This window comes from Nocardiopsis ganjiahuensis DSM 45031 (assembly GCF_000341085.1).
GTDB lineage: Bacteria > Actinomycetota > Actinomycetes > Streptosporangiales > Streptosporangiaceae > Nocardiopsis > Nocardiopsis ganjiahuensis.
Map to the genome: position 1 here is coordinate 108,125 of NZ_ANBA01000011.1, position 19,837 is coordinate 127,961.

Here is a 19,837-nt window from a genome sequence, read left to right on the forward strand (position 1 = left end):
CGTGGACGGTGACGGCCCTGGTGGCCCTCCTCGCCGTCATCGGAGTCGCGGCGTCCCAGCTCTGACCCTCGCCGGATCAGCGCGTCATGGCTGATCACAGCCCCGAAAACTGAGGACAACGTCTCAAACGGCACTCCGTTGCACGTTCAATAAAAAGGTTAGGTTAGGCTCTCCTTCGTCAACAGCTCTTGGAGGAGAACCACCATGAAGTCCCCCGGTCGTCCCGTCACGGCGCTCTCGCTCATTCTGGCATCGTCCCTGGTCATCGCCGGATGCTCGACCGACCAGCAGGACGCCGACGCCTCCGCCGCGGCGGAGGGCGCCACGGCCGAGGTCGAGGACAACAACGGCACGCAGACGGTGAACACCCCGCCCGCGTCGGTCGTCGCGCTCGACAACCGGACCTTCGAGACACTGTCGGACTGGGACATCGAGCTGTCCGCCGCCGCCGTCTCGCTGATGCCCGACACGATCGACTACACGCAGGACGACTCGATCGTCGACATCGGCACGCACAACGAGCCCGACCTCGAAGCGATCGTCGCCGCCGAGCCGGACCTCGTCGTCAACGGCCAGCGCTTCGCCCAGTACCACGACGACATCGCCGCCCTCGTGCCCGACGCGACGGTCCTCGAGCTCGACCCGCGGGACGGCGAGCCCTTCGACGCCGAACTCAAGCGCCAGGTCACCGTGCTCGGCGAGGTCTTCGACAAGCAGGACGAGGCCGCCCAGATCGTCGAGGACTTCGACGCCGCCGTCGAGCGGGTCGTCGAGGCCTACGACGAGGGCGACAGCGTCATGGCCGTCACCACCTCCGGCGGCGAGATCGGCTACCTGGCCCCCGGCGTCGGCCGCTCCCTCGGCCCGGCCTTCGACCTCTTCGGGCTCACCCCGGCGCTCGAGGTCGACGGTGCCAGCGACGACCACCAGGGCGACGACATCTCCGTCGAGGCCATCGCCGACTCCGACCCCGACTGGATCCTCGTCATGGACCGCGACGCCGCCGTCGCCGCCGACGAGGCCGGGTACGAGGAGGCCGACAAGATCCTGTCCGAGTCCGAGGCGCTCTCCGGCGTGACCGCCGTCGAGAACGAGCAGATCGTCTACATGCCCATCGACACCTACACCAACGAGGGCATCCAGACCTACACCGAGTTCTTCAACGCGTTCGCGGACGCTCTGGAGGCCCGGGCTTGATCCGCATCATCCGTGGGACACGCGCCGACGGTGTCGAGCACACCGTCGGCGCGTGCCGCTGTGCGGGGGGCGATCGCACATGACGACCGCGCCCCCGACCCCGGCGCGCGCACGGCGCGGGGGACGGCTCCTCGACTGGAAGCTGCTCGTCGGCGTCCTCGTCGTGGGCGGCCTGCTCGCGCTCTCCCTCACCACCGGGGTGTACGACGTCTTCGGCGCCGAGGACGGCAGCGAGATGTTCGCGATCACCCGCATCCCGCGCACCGTCGCCCTCGTCCTTGCGGGCGCCGCCATGGCGATGTCGGGCCTGGTCATGCAGCTGCTGACACAGAACCGCTTCGTCGAGCCGACCACCACCGGCACCACCGAGTGGGCCGGACTGGGTCTGCTCACGGTGATGATCCTGTTCCCCGGTGCGAGCATCAGCGCCCGCATGTCCGGCGCCGTCCTGGCGGCGTTCATCGGCACGATGGTGTTCTTCCTGTTCCTGCGCCGCGTCACCCTGCGTTCCTCACTGATCGTCCCGATCGTGGGCATCATGCTGGGCGCCGTCGTCAGCGCGGTGTCGACCTTCATCGCGTTGCAGACCGACATGCTGCAGAACCTCGGCGTGTGGTTCGCGGGCAGTTTCACCTCGGTCCTGCGCGGCCAGTACGAGCTGCTGTGGATCGTGGCGCTCGTGGCCGTCGCGGTGTTCGTCGTCGCCGACAGGTTCACCGTCGCCGGTCTCGGCCAGGAGATCTCGACCAACGTCGGCCTGAACTACAACCGCGTCATCCTGCTGGGCACCGGCCTCATCGCGGTGGCGACCGGCGTCGTGACCGTGATCGTGGGCAACCTGCCCTTCCTCGGGCTCATCGTCCCCAACGTCGTCTCGATGCTGCGCGGCGACGACCTGCGCAGCAACCTGCCGTGGGTGTGCCTGCTCGGCGTCGGCATCGTCACGGTGTGCGACCTGATCGGCCGGACCGTCATCATGCCCTTCGAGGTGCCCGTGTCCCTCATCCTCGGGATCGTCGGCGCCGCCGTGTTCATCCTTCTCCTGTTGAGGCAGCGCCGCCGTGGCTGAGTCGACCGCTTCCCGTGTGAGCCCCTCCCCCGAGGGCCCCTTCCGCACGTCCGAACCGCTCCCCGCGAGGTCCGAGCGCTCCTCCCGAACCCTGCCCACCAGGCGCGCCCGCCGCCGCTACCGGATCATCGTCACGGTGCTCTCGGTACTGGCGGTCGGATTCGCGTTCGGCTTGCTGGCCTGGGACAACCCGATGCCGGTGGGTTCGGACGGCTTCTGGCGGATCGCGGAGATGCGCGCCACCAACGTCGTGGTGATGGCCGTGGTGGCGATCTGCCAGGCCATCGCCACGGTGAGCTTCCAGACCGTCACCAACAACCGCATCATCACCCCGTCGATCATGGGGTTCGAGGCGCTCTACATCGCCGTCCAGACCAGCGCGGTGTACTTCCTCGGCGTCGCCGGGATCCTGGCGATCCAGGGGGTCTCGCAGTTCCTGCTGCAGATCGCGGTCATGGTCGGCTTCGCGATGCTGCTGTACGGATGGCTGCTGTCCGGCAGGTACGGCAACCTCCAGGTGATGCTGCTGATCGGCATCGTCATCGGCGGCGGCCTCGGCTCGGTCTCCGCCTTCATGCAGCGCCTGCTCACCCCGAGCGAGTTCGACGTGCTCTCCGCTCGGCTGTTCGGCAACGTCGCCAACGCCGACGCGTCCTACCTTCCGGTCGCGATCCCGCTGTGCCTGGGCGCCGCGGCCCTGCTGGTGCTGAGCTCGCGCCGGCTCAACCTCGTGGCGCTGGGCCGTGACGCGAGCGTCGGCCTGGGCCTGAACCACCGCCGCGAGACCATGCGCGTGCTGTTCCTGGTGTCGGTCCTCATGGCGGTCTCGACCGCGCTCGTGGGACCGATGACCTTCCTCGGGTTCCTCGTCGCGACCCTGGCCTACCAGTTCGCCGACACCCACGACCACCGCTACGTCTTCCCCGTCGCCGCGCTGACCTGCTTCGTCGTCCTCAGCGGCGCCTACTTCGTCATGCGGAACATCTTCTACGCGAACGGCGTGGTCTCGATCATCATCGAGCTCGTCGGCGGCCTGGTGTTCCTGTTCGTCATCCTCAGAAAGGGCCGGCTGTGATCACCCTCGAAGGTGTGCGCAAGAAGTACAGCAGCGAGGTCGCGATCGGCCCCGTGGACCTGGAGATCCCCAAGGGCGGCGTGACCGCGCTGGTGGGTCCGAACGGCGCCGGGAAGTCGACGCTCCTGACGATGGTGGGGCGCCTGCTCGGCATCGACGAGGGCACCATCGAGGTCGCCGGGTACGACGTGACCAGCACACCGTCCAAGGACCTGGCCCGGATCGTCTCGATCCTGCGCCAGGAGAACCACTTCATCACCCGGCTGACCGTGCGCCAGCTCGTCGCCTTCGGACGCTTCCCCTACTCCCAGGGGCGGCTGACGGTGGAGGACGAGGAGGTCGTCAGCCGGGCGATCGACTTCCTGGACCTCACCGACCTGGAGAACCGCTACCTCGACCAGCTCTCGGGCGGGCAGCGCCAGCGCGCCTACGTGGCGATGGTGCTCTCCCAGGAGACCGAGTACGTACTGCTGGACGAGCCCCTCAACAACCTCGACATGCGCCACTCGGTGCAGATGATGAAGCACCTGCGCCGCGCCGCCGAGGAGCTCGGCCGGACGATCGTGATCGTGCTCCACGACATCAACTTCGCGGGCCACTACGCCGACCGGATCTGCGCGGTCAAGGACGGCTCGGTCGTGGAGTTCGGCACCCCGGCACAGATCATGACCGACGAGGTCCTCACCCGGGTCTTCGAGACCCCGGTGACCGTGGTCGAGGGCCCCAACGGGCCGCTCGCGGTCTACTACTGAACCCGGCACCGGCCGGGGCGTGTCCGGCGGACGCGCCCCGGCCGATACTGGAGTGATGCGCACACCTCCCGCCGAAGTGGCCGTCACCCCCGAACTCGTCCGCCGGCTCCTGCGGGACCAGCACCCCGACCTCGCGGGACTGCCCGTCGCCGAGATCGCCCACGGCTGGGACAACTCGATCCTCACCCTGGGCGAGCGCATGTGCGTCCGGATGCCCCGGCGCGCGGCGGCGGCGCAGCTGGTCGTGAACGAACAGCGGTGGCTGCCCGGGATCGCCGAGCGCGTGGGCGTCCCCGTCCCCACTCCGCTGCGTGTGGGACGACCCGGCCAGGGCTACCCCTGGCACTGGTCGGTCAACCCGTGGTTCGAGGGCCGCACCGCAGCCGAGACCCCGGTCGGCGAGCGCTCCGACCTGGTCCGGCCGCTCGCCCTGTTCCTGTCCCGTCTGCACGTGCCCGCCCCGGAGGAGGCCCCCCGCAACCCGTTCCGGGGCGTCCCCCTGCGCCGGCGCGACGGGAAGGTGCGCGAACGCCTCGCCGACAGCGCCCTCCCCCGAAGCGCGGAGCTGCTCGCCCTGTGGGAGGAGCTGGTCGGGACCCCAGCCTGGACCGGTCCGGCGCTCTGGCTGCACGGCGACCTGCACCCCGCGAACCTCCTGGTCGGTACGGAGGAGCGCACCCGCGCCGAGGACCGCCCGACCCTGGCCGCGGTCCTCGACTTCGGCGACCTCACCTCGGGCGACCCCGCCTCCGACCTCGCGGTGGCCTGGCTGGCCTTCGGCCCCCGGGACCGCGCCCGCCTGCGCGCCGAACTGGACCGCCGGGCGGGGATCGACGACCACACCTGGGCCCGGGCCCGCGCCTGGGCGGTCCTCTACGCCGTGCTCCTGGCCGGCAGCGCCGAGGAGCACCCGCTGCTGGGCGCCATCGGGGAACACACCGTCACCCAACTGCTGGACACGTGAGGCGAGGAAGCGTCTCCAGCGTGTCCGCGGCGAAGAATTCGAAGGATGAGGCACAAGGTGGCCTTCGAAGGAGGCCGACCTGGTGGCCTGGCGCAGGTCCAGCTACTCCGGAAGCGGTGACGGCAACTGCGTACTGGGCGGGATCGGTCCGCACCCGGTGGCGGCCGCCATCAGCAGAGGGGCGGCGGTCAGCGCGGGCAGGGTTCAGAGCAGGGACATCGGTGCGACTCACTTCTGGTCGGGGACTCCCCTGTGGGATGCCCGTGCGCCACCCCTGGTTTCCCTTGAAGGCCTACCGTGGGGCGCATGGACACCGACCAGCCACAGTCCACGCTCCTGCGCGGCGCCGTCGCCCTCATCGAGAACGCCCGCGGGGAGCTTCTCCTCCACCTGCGGGACGACATCCCCGGTATCGCCTGGCCCGGCCGCTGGTCCGCGCTCGGCGGGGGCTGCGACCCGGGCGAGAGCCCCAGGGAGACCATCGTCCGCGAACTCGACGAGGAGGCCGGGCTCGCCGTCGACGACCTGGTCGAGCTCTTCGAGATCCCCGACCCCGGAGGGTCCAGCGACGTCGTCACCGTGTTCGCCGCGACCTGGGACGGCGACGCCGGGGCGCTGCCCCTCGCCGAGGGGGTCGAGCTCGGCTGGTTCCGCCCCGAGCACCTGGGTTCCCTGAACCTGCCGCCGTTCCTGCGCGAAGCGCTCCGCAGGTACCTCGGGGACTGAACCGGCACCTCGGGGACCGAACCGGGGCCCGCTTCCCCGGAAATGTCTCAGGCGGGTGCGAGCATCGGGTTCTGGATCCTTTACCGGAGGAGGAACCCATGTCGTTCCAGGCCTATCTGGACACCATCGAGGACAGGACCGGACTGGTCCCGCGCGCACTGGTCGACCTCGCGAAGGAGAAGGGGTTCGACGACCCCTCGGTCAAGGCGGGCACCGTCGTCCAGTGGCTGGCCGACGACTACGGCCTGGGCCGCGGCCACGCGATGGCCCTGGTCCACGTCATCAAGAAGGGCCCGAAGATCGACGCCAAGCACGTGGGCACCTCGGGCAGTCACCGGGACGCCTCCGCGGAGCTCTGGCTGGACGGCAAGGCCACCAACCCGGACAGGACCTGACCCCGGGTCCGGGGGCGCGCCCCCGGACCCGGGGTCAGGGCGTGACGATCGCGAAACTCGGGTCGGGGTCGTCGAGCACGCTCAGGAGCTTGCCCAGGACACCCAGGTCTCCGCTGTGGTCCAGGTCGTCGGCGTTGCCGTTCGCGAGCAGCCCCAACAGCTGCGGCTTGGTCAGCTCGAAGCTCAGGTCGGCCTCCCCGCCGCCGTCGCCCTGCGTGGGCCAGTGCACGAAGGCCCCGTTGGACAGCTGGGTCCGGTAGTTCTCCCCGAGGTCGGTGAAGGTCCAGTCGATCACCAGGGGCGTCCTGGCGGCCTTGGGCCCGTTCACCCGGATGGCGACGGTGTCGAAGAGCTGGGTGACGGTGAGCATGGCGGCCAGGCTCGACGAGCCGAGCTCCGTCTTCACCACACCGTCGCGCAGCTCACTCGCCCCGGTCAGGTAGCAGTTGCGCCAGGTGGCGTTCTCCGCCCCCTCGCCCAGGCGCTGGTACACCGAGGCGAGGAGTTCCTTGGCAGCGGAGTTCGACGGCTCCGCGAACACGGCGTGCCTGAGCAGCTGCGCGGCGAACCGCAGGTCGCCTGCGTCGGCGTAGGCGCGGGCCTTGGCCAGCACGGCGTCGATCCCGCCGATCGTGTCCACGTACCGCTTGGCGCTCTCCGCCGGCGGGTGCTCCCACAGCGAGGACGGGTTGCCGTCGTACCAGCCCAGGTAGCGCTGGTAGATCGCCTTCACGTTGTGGGAGAGCGAACCGTAGTAACCACGCGTGTTCCAGGCCCCCTCCAGCCCCTCCGGCAACCGCATCTCCTCCGCGATCTCGGGGCCGGTGAGACCCTGGTTGAGCAGGCGCAGGGTCTGGTCGTGCATGTAGGCGTACAGGTCGCGCTGTTCGGACAGGAAGCCCACGATCTTCTCGCGACCCCAGGTCGGCCAGTGGTGCGAGGCGAACAGCATGTCCGCGCGGTCGGCGAACAGCTGGATCGCCTCGTTGAGGTAGCGGGACCAGATCCGGGCGTCGCGGACCACCGCGCCGCGCAGGGTGAGGATGTTGTGCATGTTGTGGGTGGCGTTCTCCGCCATGCACAGGGCCCGGCGGTCGGGCAGCAGGAAGTTCAACTCCGAGGGGGCCTCGGTGCCGGGGGTCATCTGGAAGAGGAACCGCACCCCGTCCACGACCTCCTCCTGGCCGGTGCGGGAGATGTCCACCGTCGGCGGGATCAGGCCGGGCGTGCCCACCGACACGGTCGGGCCCAGCCCCATGCTGACGACCCCGTCGGGTCCGGTGCCCAGGTTCGCGCCCGAGTAGTACATGCCCCGCCGCAGCATCGCCGGGCCCGCGTACACGTTCTCCACCACGGAGTGCTCCAGGAAGCCCTCCGGCGCGAGGATCGGCACGTCGTCCTTCTCCGGGTCGATCACACCGGGGGCGCCGCCGAAGTGGTCGAGGTGGGAGTGGGTGTAGATCAGCCCCGTGACCGGCCGTTCGCCGCGGTGCTCCCGGTACAGGGCCAGCGCGGCCGCGGCGGTCTCGGTCGAGATGAGCGGGTCGACGACGATCACCCCGCGATCGCCCTCGATCAGGGTCATGTTCGACAGGTCCAGGGCGCGGACCTGGTAGATTCCCTCGGCGATCTCGTACAGCCCCTGCTTGGCGCACAGCTGGGACTGGCGCCACAGGCTCGGGTGGACGGAGTCGGGCCGCTCCCCCTCGAGGAACGAGAAGGCGTCGATGTCCCACACCACGTGCCCCTGGGCGTCGCGGACCACACCGGGGGTCAGCTTGCCCACGAAGCCGCGGTCGGCGTTCTCGAAGTCCGTCTTGTCCTCGTACCTGAGCTCGGTCACGGTCGTCCCTCCAGAGGAGCACGCGAGTGCGGTCGGACTGTCCGGTCCACCCTCCATGATCTGCGGGGACCGCCCGCCGGGGCGGCGGCGCCATGCCAAGGCCGGGCCAACTTCCGGTACTGATCCGCCCGGGACGGTCAGCCGGCCGGGGTGGCGGGGCCGTCCGGGGCGTCGGGGCCCCGCTCGTCTCGCGCGTCGTCCCGCCCCGCTGCCCTGACCGCCTCCTCGACGGTGGCGAAGACGTCCTCCGGTGTGTCCAGGAGATCCCTGACCTGGCCGATGCCGTGGGCCAGGAGCAACCGGCCGCCGGCCCCGCGCACGTCGTCGGACAGGCGGCGCAGCATCCGCGCGGCGGTCAGGTCGACGAACGGGACCGTCTGGGCGTCCAGGACGACCGCGCGCGTCTTCGGGTCCTTCGCCTCCGCCACGGCGCGGTCGTGGACCCAGGCGGCGTTGGCGAAGAACAGGCCTCCCTCGACCCTCAGCACCACCACGCCCGGTTCGGGGCGGTTACCGGAATCCCGGGCGAGGTCCTCCCACTGGGGCCGGACGTCGCCGACGGTGGCGGCGACCCGGCCGAGTTCGGCGATGTTGGGGCGGGAGGCGCGGTACAGCAGGAGGAGCAGGGCCAGGCCCACACCGATGAGCAGGCCCTGGAGGGTCCCGAAGAGGAGCACACCGAACATCGCCCCCACCGCGCTGATGAAGTCCGCCCGGGCCGTCGCGCCGTAGGCGGCCCGCAGGCCCGGCGTGGCGACGCGGTACAGCTCACGGATGGCGCGCAGGTCGACGAGCTCGACGACGGCGGTGATGACCACCGCCGCCAGGACCGCCTCGGGGAGCTTCTCGAACAGGCCCGTGAGGAACAGGAGGGTCAGCACCGTGAACAGTGCCGCGGTCAGACCCGAGACCTGGGAGCGGGAACCGGCGCCGGCGTTGACCGCGGTCTTGGACAGGCTTCCGTTGACGACCATGCCGGAGCCGAACCCCGAGGCGAGGTTGGCGGCGCCCATCCCGAAGAGCTCCCGGTTCCCGTCGATCCTGTCCCCCGTCCGGGCCGCGTAGGTCTTGGCCGCGCCGAAGCCCTCGGCGAACCCCAGCAGCGCCACGGCCGTCCCACCGCCGACCAGCGCCCCGTACTGGCTGAGGGAGAGGTCGGGGAGCCCGAGCGGGGGAAGCCCCGAGGGGAGCGTGCCCACGATGTCCACCCCGTGGCCGTCGAGGCCGAGCAGCACGGTCGCGGCCACCCCCGCGGCCACGGCGAGCAGCGCGGCCGGGACCAGGGGCAGGAACCGGCGGAGCACGAGGATGCCGACGACGGACAGGGCCCCGATGGCGAGGGTCGGTACGTGCGTCTGCCCGAGTGCCGTGACCAGGCCCCACAGCTTCCCGAAGAACTCGCCGTCGCCGCCGTCGACCCCGAAGAGGGCCGGGAGCTGGCCCACGACGATGGTCAGGGCCAGCCCGGTGATGAAGCCCTTCATCACCGGTTCGGAGACGAACGACGCCAGGAAGCCGAGGCGGAGCAGCCCCGCCACCATCGCGACCGCGCCGGCCACGACCGCCAGGCCGGCGGTCAGGGTCGCCGCGTCGGCCCCGCCGCCCGAGACAGCGGCCACGATGCCGGCGGACAGGACCGCCGTGGTGGACATCGGCCCCACGACCAGCTGGCGGGAACCGCCGAACAGCGCGTAGAGGGCCAGGGCGGCCGGTGCGGCGTAGAGCCCGGTGATCGGCGGGGCCCCGGCGAGCGTGGCGTAGGCGATCGACTCGGGGACCAGCACGGCCCACACGGTGAGTCCGGCGACCAGGTCCCCGCGCAGCCAGCCCTTCCGGTAACCGCGCAGGGTCGGCGGGACGAGGCCGGGCCGCCGGTGCTCGGGTCCGCTCATCAGCGTCCTTTCCGCAGGTCGTGTCAGGCGAGGGCGGTCCTCGGACCGTTGGGAGCCGAGGCGGGTCCGAGGGGCGCGTCGGTCAGGACCCGGAGCTCGTCCTGGTGGCGGATCAGCCGGGTCCGCGTCGTGCTCTGCCGCTCCTCGCCGCCGGAAAAGTCTTGCCGGTGAGCGGTCTCCGGATGGCCAACCCCCGCCCTCGGAAGGCACAAGAAGGCGCAAACACAGCCGAAAATCCCGTTCCCTGACCGGGCCCGCCCCGGCCCTGCCCCACACCTGGGCCTATTATGTTTACGGTACCGATCCGTTAATGAATTAAGGAACGCCATGTACGACACCGATGTCCTGGTGGTGGGGGCAGGCCCCACGGGGTTGACCGCGGCCTGCGCACTCGCGCTCCGCGGTGTCTCCGTGCGGGTCATCGACGCGGCGGACGGCCCTTCGCCGAGTTCACGGGCGAACTTCCTGCACGCGCGGGGGGCCGAGGTGCTCGACCGGCTGGGGGCACTGGGGGACCTGCCCGAGGAGGCCATCTCGGCGCTCACCATCACGGTGCACGTGGCCGGCGAACCGGTCTCCGTCGTGCGCTTCGGCGACGCCGGCCTGCGCACCAGCCGTCCCGCGCTGCTCGCTCCGCAGTCCCGGGTCGAGCAGGCCCTTCGGGAGCGCCTGAGGGAACTGGGCGGCACGGTGGAGTGGGGTACGCGGTTGGAGGGGATCCGGCAGGAGCCCGACGGGGTCGTCGCCTCCGTGGAGGGCGGCGGTCGGATCCGGGCGCGTTGGCTCGTGGGGTCCGACGGAGCGCACTCCGCCACCCGCAAACTCGTCGGTGAGGCGTTCCCGGGTGCTCCCGTCGCGGACACATGGCTGCTGGCCGACGTCCACATGGACTGGCCTCTGGAGCCCGACGGCTCCTACGGCTGGCTGCACCGCGACGGGGTCGTGGGTGCCCTGCCCATGCGCGACCCTGCCGGTGAGGGCGTGATCTGGCGCCTGATGGCCTACGTCCCCGGCCTCCAGGGCCGACAGCTCGGCGAGGAGGAGATCGTGGACCGCCTACGCACGCTGCTCCCCGAACGCACCCTCGTCACCGACGCACGCGTGCTCGACGCCACCTGGGCGTCGGTCTTCCGGATCCACCGGCGGCTGGCCGACTCCTACCGCCACGGCCGGGTCCTGATCGCCGGGGACGCGGCGCACCTGCACTCCCCCATGGGCGGCCAGGGGATGCTGACCGGCATCGGGGACGCGGAGAACCTCGCGTGGAAGCTCGCGCTGGTCCTGCACGGCAAGGCCGACTCCGCACTGCTGGACACCTACCAGGACGAGCGGCGGCCGCTGGCCGAAACGGTCCTGCGCACGACCACCGCGAACTCCCGGCTGCAGCTCGGCGAGGGCGCGGTGCTGCGCTACCTGCGTGAGCACGTGCTGCTCAAGCTCATCGACCTGCCCTCGGTCCAGCGCTGGGCCACCGCCGCCGCCTCGCAGCTGGGCGTGAGCTACCGCAAGGGCCCCCTGGGCGGGCGGCGCCCCCTCCTCCCCTCGAGACGCCCCGAACCGGGCGACCGGGTCCCGGACCTGGCCTGTCTGCGGGAGGACGGCGGCCGGACCCGCCTGCACGGCGAACTCGGCTCGCACTGGGTCCTGCTGGCGCCCACAGCCGACCCGCGCGGAGCCGAGACCGTCCGCGACCGCCTCGGGGACGGCGTCGTCGTCCTCCGACCCGAGACGGAAGGGCTCTCCGACGTGCTCCTGATCCGCCCCGACGCCCACCTGCTCTGGCGCGGCCGCCCGGACGACGACCGCCTCGGCCGCGTGCTGGACGGCCTGCTTCAGGAAGGCCGGACCCGATGACGGCTGAAGGGGCACGTCCTCAGCGCGGTCGGCCCCGTGACCCCGCGACCGACCGGGCGATCCTCGACGCGGCCCTGGAACTGTTCGTCGAGAAGGGCGCCGACGGAGCCAGTATGCAGGCGATCGCGGCGCGTGCCGGAGTCGGCAAGCTGACGGTCTACCGGCGGTGGTCCTCCAAGGAGGAACTGATCGCCCAGGCCATCGAGAGCACGCGGGGCGACCTCGCCGCGCAGCCCGTGGACGACACCGCGGCGACCGTCACCGAGCTGGTGGAACAGGTCGTCCCGGCCGCCGCGGCCGCCATCACCCGGCCCGGGTTCCGTGCCGTGCTGGCACAGATGCTGGGTTCGGCCCAGACCCACCCGCGCATCATGGAGGCCTGCTGGGAGCACTACATCCTGCCCCAACGCGAGGCCGCCGCGGACCTGCTCGCACGGGCCGTGGAGGAGGGGACGGTCGAGGCCGGGGCGGACTTCGACGCGCTCATCGACATGATGGTCGGCGCCGTGATCTACCGCGTCCTGCAGCCCGTGCCCCTGGACGCGGCCGAAGCGGAGCGGTACCTGAGGTCCGTCTACCGGCAGGCCGGGCTCCTCCCCGCGGCGCCCGGAAGGGGTTGACCGGAGCGTCCGCGCCCCGGTGAGGAGGGCGGCTCCGGCTCACACCTGCTCCGGCGGTGTCCGGGTGTCCCGTACCGGAGCCGGGCCCGGGAGGGCGGGTGGCTCCCACCCCCACAGCCGGGACAGCCCTCGCTCGGCCCACCGGGGCCAGCGCGATGACGGCACCAGTGACATCACGGCCGCCGTCGCGGCATGGGCGGACCGGCTCGGGGAGAGGTTCTGGTCGGCGTTCTTACGAGCCTCCGCGGCCACCCACTGAGAGCGCGGGCGGCGCTCGGCGTCGTAGCGCGCCAGCCCTTCCTCCACCCGGCCCGAGGCGGCGAGCGAAGCCGCCAGTACCACCGCGTCCTCCAGCGCCTGGCCCGCCCCCTGAGCCAGGTCCGGGCACATCAGGTGTGCGGCGTCGCCCAGCAGGGCGACCCTCCCGTTCACGTAGCGGTCCAGAGGAGCGAGGTCGAACACGTCGTGGTGGAGGACGTCCGACGCCGGGGTGGCCTCCACCAGTTCGCGCAGGTCGGCCGGCCAGGAATCGATCCTGCGCAGTACTTCGGCGCGGTCGTCGCCGTAGCGGGTGCCGGGCCGCTGGGAACGGCAGGCCACGGCCCAGTAGACCCGGTTCCCGGCCACGGGCATGGCGAGTGCGTAGGAGCCGCGCCCCCTCACCATGAAACCCCGTTCCAGGGGCACGCGTGCGATCCCCCGCCAGACCGTGCCCCCGGTGAAGCGGGGAGGATCCGCCTCGGGCCACGGGGCGCCGCACGACGCTGTTCGCGCCGTCGGCCCCGATCACCAGATCGGCCCGCAGCTCCCCGTCCGCGAGCTCGACCGCGGCGCCGCCCGGCTCCGGCCGCAACCCGGTCACCTCCGCCCCGGTGCGCAGCCAGGCGGACGGGACCGCTTCGAGGAGGATGCGGTGCAGGTCCGCGCGGTGGAAGCCGAGCAGGGGGGAGGTGCTTCCGGGGAGCGCCGTCACCAGCCGCCGCCCGGACGGCAGCCGCAGGTCGAAGGGACCGTGGAAGGGAGTACCGGTCTCGCGGACGCGCTCCCCCACCCCGAGGGCGTCCAGGGCGCGCAGGGCGTTGGGCGACTGGGACATGCCCGCCCCGACCTCGTCGAAGGAGGGCGACCGCTCCAGCACGGTCGCGGTCCAACCGGTCCTGTGCAGCGCCAGGGCGGCGGCCAGGCCTCCGATGCCGCCTCCGACGACCACCGCGGTCCGCCGGGGTGTGCGGTGTCCCTGAGCGGGAGCGTCTCCCGGAGTCCTGGTCACGACTGCTCCCCCGAGTCAGGAGTCGAGCGGTGTGCCGGCGCCGGGGCCCCGCCCTCCGCCTCGTCCGTGGACACGACATCGCTCAACACGTCCTGGAGCCGCTGCAGGACGTGGTCCGCCTGGCGCACGCGACGCGACCGTTCGCTCCGGGCGTCGAGCAGGTCGATCCCTTCGGCCGTGATCGCCCGGAACGACCTCAACGCCGCCACCTGCTGCTCCACCACCGCCTGCCAGGCGTTGTCGACCAACCGGTAGTAGGTGGTCCGCGAACCGGGGCGGTTGATCCGTTCCACGAAGCCCACGCCGGTGAGCTGTCGCAGGTTGGGGGTCATCGACCCCCGGCTCGCACCGATCGCCTCGGCGATCTGCCCGGCCGACTGCTCGACCGGCTCACAGACCATGAGCCAGCCCAGCACGCGGCCGGTGATCGGCGGCAGGCCGTCCACCGCGGTCAGATGGGAGGCGATGCGGTCGACCCACTCCATGAGTCGATCGTGAGCGTCGGCAGACATATTCAACTCCGATGGTCGTTTCAGTCACTACTGAAACTAAAGCCGCGGCCGGGCCCCGCCAAGGGGCCGGAAACGGAGCGCGCCACCAGCGGCCACGCCTCCCGCGACCCCGCTCCCGCCTCGGGATGTGCCACTGCTGACGTCAGCCGCAGAAATGAGGCTTGACATGACGCCATCAATGACGTCATTATGACATCATGGATTTGATGCCGCATGTCGACGAACTCCGCCGCCAGTTCCTGGCAGCCGCCGAAACCGGGGACGAGGACACCAGGGTCATCGCTGTCCGCCTCAGCGAAGCCCTGGCCCCTGCCACACGCCTCACCCTGCTGGACGCCCTGGCGGCCGCCACGGACGAGATCACCCGGGACCTCGCTCCCGGATCGGTCGAGGTCCGGCTCCGGGGGGAGCGGATCGAGTTCATCGTGACGCCGCCTCCGACCGACGAGCCCACCGGGACCGCACACCTGACATCTGATCGGCGTCACCATGACGTCGCCCCGCTGCTCCTCGAAGGCGAGGAGGGGGGCACCTCGCGGATCACACTGCGGCTGCCCGACCACCTCAAGCCGCATGTGGAGGAGGCGGCCCGCTCCGAGGGGCAGTCGGTCAACGCCTGGCTGGTCCGGGCCGTGGCCGGGGCGCTCGGACCCGAGGGCCGCCGGACCGCCCCGCGCACCAGTCACCAGATCGGACGCGATCACACCGGCTGGGTCCGCTGACCGGACCCCGGCACCCGAATCCACCACCACGTCTCCCGAACGCGGAGACGACCCACACCACGATCACAGGGAGACAGCTGTGACCACCTTCGCCACCCCCGGACCGATCACCGCCGACATCACCGTGGTCTCCGGCACCCTCCAGATCATCGCTGGAGACCGCGCCGAGACCACCGTCGAGATCCGCCCGCGCGTCGACCACAAGGACAACGACGTGCGCGCCGCGGAACTCGTCGAGGTCGACTTCGCCGGCGGCCGCCTCGAAGTGCGCGACCCCCAGCCCTCGGGCCTGGGCCGCGTGATCGGGCGCAAGGGCATGGTCGACATCACCGTCGAACTGCCCGCGGGCTCACGCGTCCTCGCGGAGTGCGGGTTCGGCAACATCCGCTGCGAGGGGGCCCTGGGAGCCTGCGAGATCTCCACCTCCCACGGCAACATCACGGTGGACCGTCTGACGGGCAACGCCAAGCTCACCACGGGCCACGGCTCGATCCGGGCGGAGGAGATCGACGGTTCCGCCGTGGTCAAGTCCACCAGCGGCGCCATCACCCTCGGCGAGGTGACCGGAGAGCTGCGGGCCAACTCCGCGCACGGCGACGTGACCGCCGACCGCACCCTGGGCTCGGTCACCGCGCGCACCACCCACGGCAGTATCCGGCTCGGCCAGGTGGTGCAGGGCAGCGTCGGCGTGGAGACCTCCTACGGCGAACTGGAGATCGGCGTCCGCGAGGGCACCGCGGCCTGGCTGGACGCGGTCTCCACCAAGGGCGTCGTGCGCAGCTCCCTGGAGGCCGCCGACAGCCCCGCCCCCACCGACCGGACCGTCGAGGTCCGGGCCCGCAGCGTCTGGGGCGACGTCCTGGTCCACCGCTCCTGACAGCAGGCCCGAGAGAAACGAGGCAGACATGACACAGCACACCCCCGGCACGGCCGTAGCGGCCACCGGGCTGCGCAAGTCCTACGGCGACCACGTCGTGCTGGACGGCGTCGACCTGGACATCCCCGCGGGAACCGTGTTCTCGCTGCTGGGCCCGAACGGGGCCGGCAAGACCACCGTCGTGAAGATCCTGTCCACCCTGATCGGCGCCGACGGCGGCCGGGCCAGTGTGCTCGGGCACGACGTGGCCACCGAGTCCGAGGCGGTGCGCGCCGCGATCGGCGTCACCGGCCAGTACTCGGCGGTGGACGGCCTGCTCACCGGGCGCGAGAACCTGATGCTCATGGCGAGGCTGCACCGTCTGGGCCGGACCGACGCGAAGCGGCGCGCCGCCGAACTGCTGGAGCGCTTCGACCTCGTCGAAGCCGCGGGCAGACCCGCCGCCACCTACTCCGGGGGCATGCGCCGACGGCTCGACCTGGCGATGACCCTGGTGGGCCGGCCGCGGCTGATCTTCCTCGACGAGCCGACCACGGGACTGGACCCGCGCAGCCGCCGGGACATGTGGCAGATCACCCGCGACCTGGTGGCCGACGGCGTCACCGTCTTCCTCACCACGCAGTACCTGGAGGAGGCGGACCAGCTCGCCGACCGGATCGCGGTCCTGGACCACGGGTCGATCGTGGCCCAGGGCACCGCCGCCGAACTCAAGCGCCGGGTCCCCGGCAGCCACGTCCGGCTGCGCTTCACCGAGGCGCCGTCCCTGGAGTCCGCGGCCCGGGTGCTGGGCGGTGAGGCCGACACCGAGGCCCTGACGCTCAAGGTGCCCGGGAACGGCGGCGTCGCCTCGCTGCGCGAACTGCTGGGACGCCTGGACACCGAGTCGATCCTCCCCGAGGAGCTGTCGGTGCAGACCCCGGACCTGGACGACGTCTTTCTCGCGCTCACGGGTCACCGGAGCGCCGACGACAACGCAAGGAAGGCGAACCGATGACCACGCTCACCCACGCCCTCGGCGACTCGGCCACGATGGTGGCCCGCCAGCTGCGGCACATGCAGCGCTACCCGTCCCTGACGCTGACCCTCATGGGTATGCCCATCGTCTTCCTGCTGCTGTTCGTGTACGTCTTCGGCGGCGCGATGGGCGCCGAGGGGGCCTCCGGCAACCGGTCCGACTACGCCAACTACATCGCGCCCGGAATCATGCTGATCACGGTGGCCAGCGCGGCCCAGGGCACGGCCATCTCGGTGGCCATGGACATGACGGAGGGCATCGTCGCCCGGTTCCGCACCATGGCGATCGCCCGGGTCTCGGTCCTGAGCGGGCACGTCGTCGGGAGCCTGATCCAGGCGATGCTGGCCGTGGCCGTGGTCACCGCGGTGGCGGTGCTGATCGGGTTCCGGCCCAGCGCGGGTCCGGCTGAGTGGCTGGCGGCCTTCGGCCTGCTGGCGCTGGTCTCGTTCGCGCTGACGTGGCTGTCGGTGGCGCTGGGCCTGGTCGCCAACAACGTCGAGTCAGCCAGCAACCTGCCGTTGCCGCTGGTCTTCCTGCCCTTCCTCGGCAGTGGCTTCGTGCCCACCGAGACCCTGCCTGCGGGTGTGCGGTGGTTCGCCGAGTACCAGCCCTTCACCCCCGTCATCGAGACCCTGCGGGGCCTGCTGTTGGGCACCGAGATCGGAAGCAGCGGGATCCAGGCCCTCGCCTGGTGTGCCGCCATCGCCCTGGCCTCCTACCTGTGGGCGCGGAAGCTGTACAACCGCGACCCCGCCGTCTGACCGCCGTTAACGAACCGGACCACCGACCCCGCGAGACGAGGAACGACCATGAGTGCAACCCTCCACACCCTCACCACGATGCCCACCGAACGCCGGACCGGCTGCCCCTTCGCGCCTCCGGAGGAGCTGCTCGAGGCCCGCCGGCACGGCCCCCTCAGCCGCTACGTCTTCCCCGGCGGCAAGCCCGGCTGGCTGGTCACCGGCTACGAACTGGTCAGGTCGGTCCTGGCCGACCCGCGGTTCAGCTCCCGCAAGGAACTCATGCTCCACCCGACCATCGACGTCACCGGAATGGAGCTGCCTCCGGCGCCGCCCGGCGAGTTCCTGCTCATGGACGCCCCGCAGCACACCCGCTACCGGAAGCCGTTAGCGGGCAAGTTCACCGCCCGGAGGATGCGCATGCTCACCGAGCGCGTCGAGCAGATCACCGCCGAGCACCTGGACGCCATGGAGGAGGCCGGGCCGTCGGCCGACCTGGTGACGGCCTTCGCCAGGCCCATCCCCGCGATCATGATCTGCGAGCTGTTGGGGGTGCCCTACGAGGACCGGGACTCCTTCCAGGAGAACGTCGAGTCGTTCATGGACGGGGAGACCGGCGACGAGGAGCTGCTCGCTGCCTACACGGGGACCCAGGACTACCTCGCGGAGCTGGTGGCAGCCAAGCGCGCGAACCCCACCGACGACGTGCTCAGCGACCTCACCGACAGCGACCTCACCGACGAGGAACTGCAGGGGATGGCCCTGCTCCTGTTGGCGGCCGGTTTCGACACCACCGCGAACACCCTGGCCCTGGGCACCTTCGCGCTGCTGCGCAACCCGGAGCAGCTGGCCGCGCTGCGCGCCGGCCCCGGGCCGGCCGACGGGGCGGTGGAGGAGCTGCTGCGGTACCTGAGCGTCGCCAAGACGTTCATGCGCACGGCCCTGGAGGACGTCGAACTGGGCGGACAGACCATCGAGGCCGGGACGACGCTCGTCCTCTCACTCAACACCGCGAACCGGGACCCCGAACGCTTCCCCGACCCGCACGCGCTCGACATCCGCAGGCAGGACGGCGGGCACCTGGCCTTCGGCCACGGCGTCCACCTGTGTCTGGGGCAGCAGCTCGCCCGCGTCGAGATGGGGGTCGCGCTCCCCGCGCTGTTCGAGCGCTTCCCCACCCTGCGCCTGGCCGTACCGGCCGAGGAGATTCCCCTGCGCCCGGAGAGCGCGGACATCTACGGGGTGAAGAGCCTCCCGGTCGCCTGGGACGTGTGAGGGCGGCCGGGACCCGGGCCCGCGCCCGGAACCGGTCCGCCGTCGACACGCGCGGAGGCGGTTCCGGCCGGTGGGCCCGGTGCGGGTGCTCTCCACGCCCGCACCGGACTCACCAGGCCCACTCCGGGTGTCCGGTCGCCTCCTGACTCACCTGCCACAGGCGCTCGCGGGCCTCCTCGTCGTAGGCGAACGCGGGGGCGGGCACCGGACGGCACCGCTCGTCGCGGTAGACCCCGCCCGAGGCCTTCCGGTCACCGCTCCACGAGCCCACGGGGTCGTTCCAGGGGTCCGGCCGGGTGGCGATCCGGGCGTAGGTCCGGGCCAGCTGTTCCGGCGGGAGCGCGGCCCGGTTCTTCGGTGCGTACAGCGCCCGGAGCAGCGAGGGCATCGCGGCCACCCGGTCGGCGTCGAGCCGTACGGCCGGCACCCGCAGGCAGACCACGTCGACCGCGCCCCGCGCGTGCCGGGCCAAGCGCAGGCTCAGCATGATCTGGGCCAGTTTCGCGTGGTAGTAGGCCTTGGTCGGGCTGTACCAGCGGGGTGAGTCGAGCTCGTCGAAGCGGATCCTGATCCAGGGCATCGCGACCAGGCCCTTGCTGGCCACCGTGACCAGACGCGGTGCGGGCGCGGCGGCCATGAGCGGGCTGAGTTCGGCGGTGAGCAGGTGCGGCCCCAGGTGGTTCGTGGCCCAGAAGAGCTCGTGTCCGTCGTCGGTGAACCGGGGTGCGCGCATCGTCTGGTCGAAGACGGCGGCGTTGTGGATCAGGACGTCGAGGCGGTCCAGCTCGCCGGTGATCTCCGCGGCCGCGGACCGGACGGACGCCGGGTCGGCGAGGTCGGTCACGACCAGTCTCGCCGGGACGGCGGCCCGGCTGTTGACCTGTTCGAGGGCGGCCCCGCCCCGGACCGCGTCGCGGCACAGGGCGTAGACGCGGTGCCCTTCGGCCGCCAGTTGTCCGGCCGCGCGGAGACCGATTCCCGAGTTGGCCCCGGTGACGGCGATGGTGAGGGGTTTCAGCGGCACGGTGGCCTCCTGTTC

The 19,837-nt window shown here is 71.5% G+C and carries 19 protein-coding genes and 1 pseudogene; 14 read left to right on the forward strand and 6 right to left on the reverse strand.

All coding sequences use genetic code 11. The annotated features are described in order from the left end of the window. The first annotated feature begins 204 nt into the window (after positions 1–204). The 7 genes from D458_RS0115695 (at position 205) to D458_RS0115725 (ending at position 6,178) form a co-directional block, all read left to right on the forward strand. The gene (locus D458_RS0115695) at positions 205–1,197 is read left to right on the forward strand and encodes a siderophore ABC transporter substrate-binding protein (RefSeq protein ID WP_017587702.1); all 993 of its coding nucleotides are present in this window, start codon (positions 205–207) and stop codon (positions 1,195–1,197) included. A 79-nt stretch (positions 1,198–1,276) separates the two neighbouring features. Further along, positions 1,277–2,266 carry an ABC transporter permease gene (locus D458_RS0115700; protein ID WP_017587703.1) on the forward strand — a complete coding sequence of 330 codons (990 nt, stop codon included), beginning with the start codon at positions 1,277–1,279 and terminating at the stop codon, positions 2,264–2,266. 16 nt (positions 2,267–2,282) lie between these two features. Then, positions 2,283–3,341, forward strand: coding sequence for an iron chelate uptake ABC transporter family permease subunit (locus D458_RS0115705; RefSeq protein ID WP_017587704.1), 1,059 nt, complete (start codon positions 2,283–2,285; stop codon positions 3,339–3,341). Next, positions 3,338–4,093 carry an iron ABC transporter ATP-binding protein gene (locus D458_RS0115710; protein WP_017587705.1) on the forward strand — a complete coding sequence of 252 codons (756 nt, stop codon included), beginning with the start codon at positions 3,338–3,340 and terminating at the stop codon, positions 4,091–4,093. Before D458_RS0115705 ends, D458_RS0115710 begins: the two co-directional genes overlap by 4 nt. 55 nt (positions 4,094–4,148) lie before the next feature. Continuing rightward, complete coding sequence (locus tag D458_RS0115715) at positions 4,149–5,057, forward strand: aminoglycoside phosphotransferase family protein (protein WP_017587706.1); 909 nt, start codon at positions 4,149–4,151, stop codon at positions 5,055–5,057. A gap of 306 nt (positions 5,058–5,363) precedes the next feature. Continuing rightward, complete coding sequence (locus D458_RS0115720) at positions 5,364–5,783, forward strand: NUDIX domain-containing protein (protein WP_017587707.1); 420 nt, start codon at positions 5,364–5,366, stop codon at positions 5,781–5,783. A gap of 98 nt (positions 5,784–5,881) precedes the next feature. After that, on the forward strand, positions 5,882–6,178 hold the full coding sequence (locus D458_RS0115725; RefSeq protein ID WP_017587708.1) for a DUF4287 domain-containing protein: 297 nt from the start codon (positions 5,882–5,884) through the stop codon (positions 6,176–6,178). Between the two features lie 34 nt (positions 6,179–6,212). On the opposite strand, the gene D458_RS0115730 is transcribed toward D458_RS0115725, so the two are convergent. Together D458_RS0115730 and D458_RS0115735 are read right to left on the reverse strand one after the other, a co-directional pair. After that, positions 6,213–8,021, reverse strand: a complete 1,809-nt coding sequence (locus D458_RS0115730) for an alkyl/aryl-sulfatase (protein WP_017587709.1) — start codon at positions 8,019–8,021, stop codon at positions 6,213–6,215. A gap of 137 nt (positions 8,022–8,158) precedes the next feature. After that, complete coding sequence (locus D458_RS0115735) at positions 8,159–9,913, reverse strand: SulP family inorganic anion transporter (RefSeq protein ID WP_017587710.1); 1,755 nt, start codon at positions 9,911–9,913, stop codon at positions 8,159–8,161. A gap of 327 nt (positions 9,914–10,240) precedes the next feature. Here D458_RS0115735 and D458_RS0115745 point away from each other — a divergent pair, with 327 nt between their 5' ends. Continuing rightward, positions 10,241–11,767: an FAD-dependent oxidoreductase gene (locus tag D458_RS0115745; RefSeq protein ID WP_017587712.1), complete on the forward strand. Its 1,527-nt coding sequence runs from the start codon at positions 10,241–10,243 to the stop codon at positions 11,765–11,767. Beyond that, the gene (locus D458_RS0115750) at positions 11,764–12,387 is read left to right on the forward strand and encodes a TetR/AcrR family transcriptional regulator (RefSeq protein ID WP_017587713.1); all 624 of its coding nucleotides are present in this window, start codon (positions 11,764–11,766) and stop codon (positions 12,385–12,387) included. The genes D458_RS0115745 and D458_RS0115750 overlap by 4 nt, the downstream gene beginning before the upstream one ends. A gap of 39 nt (positions 12,388–12,426) precedes the next feature. Here D458_RS0115750 and D458_RS37950 read toward each other — a convergent pair whose 3' ends face one another. From D458_RS37950 to D458_RS33590, 3 genes and pseudogenes are all read right to left on the reverse strand, one after another. Then, positions 12,427–13,074: an FAD-dependent monooxygenase gene (locus D458_RS37950; RefSeq protein ID WP_152521147.1), complete on the reverse strand. Its 648-nt coding sequence runs from the start codon at positions 13,072–13,074 to the stop codon at positions 12,427–12,429. Positions 13,075–13,192: 118 nt separating this feature from the next. Continuing rightward, a pseudogene (locus D458_RS38175) lies at positions 13,193–13,657 on the reverse strand (FAD-dependent monooxygenase); the annotation flags it as partial. Further along, the gene (locus D458_RS33590; protein ID WP_017587715.1) at positions 13,654–14,142 is read right to left on the reverse strand and encodes a GbsR/MarR family transcriptional regulator; all 489 of its coding nucleotides are present in this window, start codon (positions 14,140–14,142) and stop codon (positions 13,654–13,656) included. The pseudogene D458_RS38175 and the gene D458_RS33590, both read right to left, overlap by 4 nt. Before the next feature lie 233 nt (positions 14,143–14,375). On the opposite strand from D458_RS33590, the gene D458_RS0115765 reads away from it, so the two are divergent. From D458_RS0115765 to D458_RS0115785, 5 genes are all read left to right on the forward strand, one after another. Beyond that, a complete protein-coding gene (locus D458_RS0115765) occupies positions 14,376–14,891 on the forward strand; it encodes a hypothetical protein (protein ID WP_017587716.1) in 516 nt (171 codons plus the stop codon). A gap of 79 nt (positions 14,892–14,970) precedes the next feature. Then, positions 14,971–15,768: a DUF4097 family beta strand repeat-containing protein gene (locus D458_RS0115770; protein WP_017587717.1), complete on the forward strand. Its 798-nt coding sequence runs from the start codon at positions 14,971–14,973 to the stop codon at positions 15,766–15,768. Between the two features lie 28 nt (positions 15,769–15,796). Then, a complete protein-coding gene (locus tag D458_RS0115775; protein ID WP_017587718.1) occupies positions 15,797–16,762 on the forward strand; it encodes a daunorubicin resistance protein DrrA family ABC transporter ATP-binding protein in 966 nt (321 codons plus the stop codon). Further along, positions 16,759–17,544, forward strand: coding sequence for an ABC transporter permease (locus D458_RS0115780; protein ID WP_017587719.1), 786 nt, complete (start codon positions 16,759–16,761; stop codon positions 17,542–17,544). Before D458_RS0115775 ends, D458_RS0115780 begins: the two co-directional genes overlap by 4 nt. A 48-nt stretch (positions 17,545–17,592) precedes the next feature. Further along, positions 17,593–18,798 (forward strand): cytochrome P450, encoded by a 1,206-nt coding sequence (locus D458_RS0115785; protein WP_017587720.1) that lies wholly within the window; start codon positions 17,593–17,595, stop codon positions 18,796–18,798. Positions 18,799–18,907: 109 nt separating this feature from the next. On the opposite strand, the gene D458_RS0115790 is transcribed toward D458_RS0115785, so the two are convergent. Then, positions 18,908–19,822, reverse strand: a complete 915-nt coding sequence (locus D458_RS0115790; protein ID WP_017587721.1) for an SDR family NAD(P)-dependent oxidoreductase — start codon at positions 19,820–19,822, stop codon at positions 18,908–18,910. Positions 19,823–19,837: the final 15 nt, after the last annotated feature.

Coding starts and splice junctions, on each gene's coding strand:
- D458_RS0115735 (WP_017587710.1), bottom strand. CDS start 9,913: ATGAGCGGACCCGAGCACCGGCGGCCCGGCCTCGTCCCGCCGACCCTG.
- D458_RS0115780 (WP_017587719.1), top strand. CDS start 16,759: ATGACCACGCTCACCCACGCCCTCGGCGACTCGGCCACGATGGTGGCC.
- D458_RS0115695 (WP_017587702.1), top strand. CDS start 205: ATGAAGTCCCCCGGTCGTCCCGTCACGGCGCTCTCGCTCATTCTGGCA.
- D458_RS0115745 (WP_017587712.1), top strand. CDS start 10,241: ATGTACGACACCGATGTCCTGGTGGTGGGGGCAGGCCCCACGGGGTTG.
- D458_RS0115720 (WP_017587707.1), top strand. CDS start 5,364: ATGGACACCGACCAGCCACAGTCCACGCTCCTGCGCGGCGCCGTCGCC.
- D458_RS0115725 (WP_017587708.1), top strand. CDS start 5,882: ATGTCGTTCCAGGCCTATCTGGACACCATCGAGGACAGGACCGGACTG.
- D458_RS0115750 (WP_017587713.1), top strand. CDS start 11,764: ATGACGGCTGAAGGGGCACGTCCTCAGCGCGGTCGGCCCCGTGACCCC.
- D458_RS0115775 (WP_017587718.1), top strand. CDS start 15,797: ATGACACAGCACACCCCCGGCACGGCCGTAGCGGCCACCGGGCTGCGC.
- D458_RS0115715 (WP_017587706.1), top strand. CDS start 4,149: ATGCGCACACCTCCCGCCGAAGTGGCCGTCACCCCCGAACTCGTCCGC.
- D458_RS0115785 (WP_017587720.1), top strand. CDS start 17,593: ATGAGTGCAACCCTCCACACCCTCACCACGATGCCCACCGAACGCCGG.
- D458_RS0115765 (WP_017587716.1), top strand. CDS start 14,376: ATGCCGCATGTCGACGAACTCCGCCGCCAGTTCCTGGCAGCCGCCGAA.
- D458_RS0115700 (WP_017587703.1), top strand. CDS start 1,277: ATGACGACCGCGCCCCCGACCCCGGCGCGCGCACGGCGCGGGGGACGG.
- D458_RS33590 (WP_017587715.1), bottom strand. CDS start 14,142: ATGGAGTGGGTCGACCGCATCGCCTCCCATCTGACCGCGGTGGACGGC.